The organism is Spirulina sp. CCY15215 (assembly GCF_016888125.1).
GTDB lineage: Bacteria > Cyanobacteriota > Cyanobacteriia > Cyanobacteriales > Spirulinaceae > CCY15215.
Map to the genome: position 1 here is coordinate 1 of NZ_JACSWA010000172.1, position 2,784 is coordinate 2,784.

Annotated in this window: 5 protein-coding genes; 3 read left to right on the top strand and 2 right to left on the bottom strand. The window is 39.3% G+C overall.

The features are described 5' to 3' along the window. From JUI58_RS00845 to JUI58_RS00855, 3 genes are all read left to right on the top strand, one after another. On the top strand, window positions 1-893 hold an 893-nt coding region (locus JUI58_RS00845; RefSeq protein ID WP_204101855.1), incomplete at its 5' end, for an RHS repeat-associated core domain-containing protein. Between the two features lie 248 nt (window positions 894-1,141). Next, window positions 1,142-1,555: a hypothetical protein gene (locus tag JUI58_RS00850; RefSeq protein ID WP_204101856.1), complete on the top strand. Its 414-nt coding sequence runs from the start codon at window positions 1,142-1,144 to the stop codon at window positions 1,553-1,555. Window positions 1,556-1,607: 52 nt separating this feature from the next. Beyond that, window positions 1,608-1,748, top strand: a complete 141-nt coding sequence (locus tag JUI58_RS00855) for a hypothetical protein (RefSeq protein ID WP_204101857.1) — start codon at window positions 1,608-1,610, stop codon at window positions 1,746-1,748. Window positions 1,749-1,813: 65 nt separating this feature from the next. On the opposite strand, the gene JUI58_RS00860 is transcribed toward JUI58_RS00855, so the two are convergent. Together JUI58_RS00860 and JUI58_RS00865 are read right to left on the bottom strand one after the other, a co-directional pair. After that, window positions 1,814-2,140 (bottom strand): hypothetical protein, encoded by a 327-nt coding sequence (locus JUI58_RS00860; RefSeq protein ID WP_204101858.1) that lies wholly within the window; start codon window positions 2,138-2,140, stop codon window positions 1,814-1,816. Next, window positions 2,124-2,784, bottom strand: a 661-nt coding sequence (locus JUI58_RS00865) for a Uma2 family endonuclease (protein ID WP_204101859.1), incomplete at its 5' end; no start/stop codon positions are given. The genes JUI58_RS00860 and JUI58_RS00865, both read right to left, overlap by 17 nt.

Sequence of the window (2,784 nt, forward strand, 5' to 3'; positions counted from 1 at the left end):
ATGGAAATGTTACTGATGTTTACACTTATGATGCTTATGGAAATTTAACGAATTCTGTTGGCAATAGCGAGAATGATTATTTGTTTGCTGGGGAGCAGTTTGATGAAGGTTTAGACCAGTATTATTTGCGTCAGCGTTATTACGATCCGAGTGTGGGACGGTTTACAAGACGCGATACTTGGGAGGGTCGCAATAATGAACCGATTACGCTGAATAAGTATGTTTATGCTAATGCTAATCCGGTTAGTTATATCGATCCGAGTGGATTATTTACTTTAGCAGAAGTTTCTGCGGCACGGCAAGTTAGGAATACTTTAGCTGAGGCTCAATTCTCAAGCTATTCAGAGCTTCTATATCATTCTGATTCCGATGGACTTGGAGAAAAAATAAAGGGTTTTATTGATGTGGCACAAATAGCTACTATGTTGCCCTCTGTTGTAGCTTCTATAGCTGATGGAGCGGGGCAAGCCATAGGCTCTTTAAGAAATCAGCTTAAAAATATTGGTGATTTTGAACAATTTGATGAATTAGCAAAACTAAGAAATGGTTTGGATCTTCCTCCCGCAGGGGCCATAAATGATAAAAGTACACTAGCAAAATTAGAAATTAATGGACAAGAATTTTATGGAATAAGTGGCCATGGGCAAGATACATCTATTTTGAATAGAGTCAATAGCATTTCACCAACACACGCAGAAGGTGACGTTGCTATACAAGCAATTAATGCTGGTCAAGCTGGTAAGGCAAAAAAAGCTATTATGTATGTGGATCGAGGAGCTTGCAAGTCATGTGGGAGAAATGGGGGTTTGCGTTCCCTTGCCAGAAATCTAGGTGTTGATGAGCTTGTGGTTATATCTCCAGATGGAAAGAAAAGTTATAAACCAACAAAATAGGAACAGTCTAAAATAAAACTTGAAGAAAACTGGATCGCTTTTGTTGCAGAAAGCTTTTGTTATAAATGCACTGAACCATAATTTAGATATGACTATTGCTGATAAATATAATACAAGGTATAATCTAATGGGGTTTTTAAAAACCAAAAACTGTTTTTTTATTCAATTCAAGATCGCCAAAAATTTTTCGTTACTTAGTTGACTTTTTTGGAAGACTTTTCACAAACAACAAAAAGGAGTAGTTCAAAATGCAAGTAAAAGAAATCTGTGAAGAAAACTGGATTGGGCTTGTTGATAAGGGTTTGCCCTATCAATGTAATGAACTAAATCAAGTCAAAGACGCTATAAAAAGACTGGATGGAGTAGAAAAGACAATGCTAATACTAAGTGTTGATGATGATGTATATATGACTATTGCTGGTGGAAATAATGGCCGATATATCTGTGAAATAACAAATGAAAGAGAAGACAGCATGTTTGCTCTTTTAAGTACAAGTAAAAATCCCGTCTCAAAGGTTGCAATAGTGGCTGGCAAGCAGGAAGGGTTATATGATTCTAGTCTATGCTTGAGCTTAAATGAAGTTTTTGAGGCAAGTGAATTTTTTTGTATTTATGGTAAAAAAAATCCAAATCAATGCTGGAAAAATACTTACGAAAGCTAATTCTATCCGCTTCAGAACGATCACCAATCGCAAACAAATACGATGCTTGGGGATGCTTAGTATGATCGCCGATCTTGTAGGGTGCGTTGGCGAAAGCAAAACGCACCATTTCAATTATTTGCGCTCTGCTGTTTCTAATGAGCGCGATCGCGCTGTTAAGAATCAAGATCGCGTTCATTTTCAGCAAAAATAGCCCTTTGTGTTTGGCGATCGCATTTCGAGAAGAATTAGGAAGTCATGCGATCGCACTTCCAAGCATCAAGAAAGAGAATCAGGATCGATACCTAATTGTATCAAGCGATCGAGTAATTGTTGATTTTTCTTTCGTTCCTCCTCCAAAGCTGCTTGAGTTTGCTCCTTTTCTAATCGTTCCCGTTCCTTCTCCAAGCGTTCGCGATCGGCTCTTTGTTTTTCAAGTTCCTTTTCTAACCGCTCGCGATCGGCTCTTTGTTTTTCAAGTTCCTTCTCGGCTCGTTCGCGATCGCGTTGGTTCTCGGCTAAAGTGGCTCGTTGTTGCTGGCGATCGCATTTAGTTAAGAAATGGCAAAAGCGATCGCATTTCCCAAAATTAAGATAAAGAATCAAGATCGATATCTAATTTTTGCAGTTTGGCTTTTAACTGTTGGAGTTCGGATTTAATTTGTTCTTTTTCTAGTCGTTCACGATTGCGTTCCTCCTCGGCTAGAGTTGCTCTTTGTTGCTGGCGATCGGCACGCTGTTTTTCAAGTTCCTTTTCCAAACGTTCGCGATCGCGTTGGTTTTCAGCGAAAATAGCTCGTCGTTGTTCAAGATCGGCTCTCTGTTTTTGGAGATCGCGTTGTTCAACAACCTCAACAAACTCAACAAAACGCTCTCCATCAGGATGAAATAAAACTAAATCCCCTTCACTTGTCGTAAATCTTATCCCCAAAAGCGGACTTCTCCAATTTTCCATCATTGCGATCGCTTCCAACTTCTTCCCTCTTCTCAACCATCCTTGCAAACGATTCTTTTTCGGATTGTAAAGATAATATTCCTCAATTCCATGCTCTTGATAAAACTTAAACTTGGTATCCATATCCTTCTTCCTATTCCCCGGAGATAGGATTTCAAAAGCCACTTGCGGGGCAACATTATCCTCTTCCCACTGCATATAAGAACCGCGATCGCCTTTCGGTCGTCCTAACACGACCATCACATCTGGAGCTTGTCTTTGAGGTTCTTCTTGTTCGATAACTTCCTGTTGAGTT

Excerpts from the sequence above, each read along its gene's own strand:
- JUI58_RS00850 (WP_204101856.1), top strand. The coding sequence starts at position 1,142 with ATGCAAGTAAAAGAAATCTGTGAAGAAAACTGGATTGGGCTTGTTGAT.
- JUI58_RS00855 (WP_204101857.1), top strand. The coding sequence starts at position 1,608 with ATGCTTAGTATGATCGCCGATCTTGTAGGGTGCGTTGGCGAAAGCAAA.